1 protein-coding gene is annotated in these 436 nt (G+C 64.0%); it reads right to left on the reverse strand.

Annotated features, from left to right (window positions below; all coding sequences use genetic code 11):
* Positions 1–436: cation diffusion facilitator family transporter (locus I5W_RS28365; protein WP_044531768.1), on the reverse strand; the 436-nt coding region annotated here is incomplete at both ends.

Here is a 436-nt window from a genome sequence, read left to right on the forward strand (position 1 = left end):
CCATCAGCGGATCCAGCCAGGTCCAGCCCAGGTAGAGGCCGGCCAGCAGGGCGGCAATGGCCAGCACCGAGGTGAGGGCGTCGGCCACCACGTGCAGGTAGGCAGAGCGCAGATTGTTGTCGTGGCCGTCATGATGATGGCCGTGATGGCCGTGATGGTCATGGTGTTCCTGGTGCACATGCCCGTGCGCCTCATGCCCGTGATGCGCATGACCGTGGGCATGCTCGTGTCCATGATGCCCTTCCATGAGCAACAAGGCACTGACGATGTTGACGATCAGTCCGACGATGGCAATCGGGATCGCTTCGCCGAAATCTACCGTGCTCGGACTGGCCAGCCGCCACACCGATTCGCCGCCGATACCGATGGCGATCACCGCCAGCACCAGCGCCGATGCAAAACCGGCCAGGTCGCCGACCTTGCCGGTGCCGAAGCT

The organism is Herbaspirillum sp. B65 (genome assembly GCF_000333555.1).
GTDB lineage: Bacteria > Pseudomonadota > Gammaproteobacteria > Burkholderiales > Burkholderiaceae_D > Herbaspirillum > Herbaspirillum rubrisubalbicans.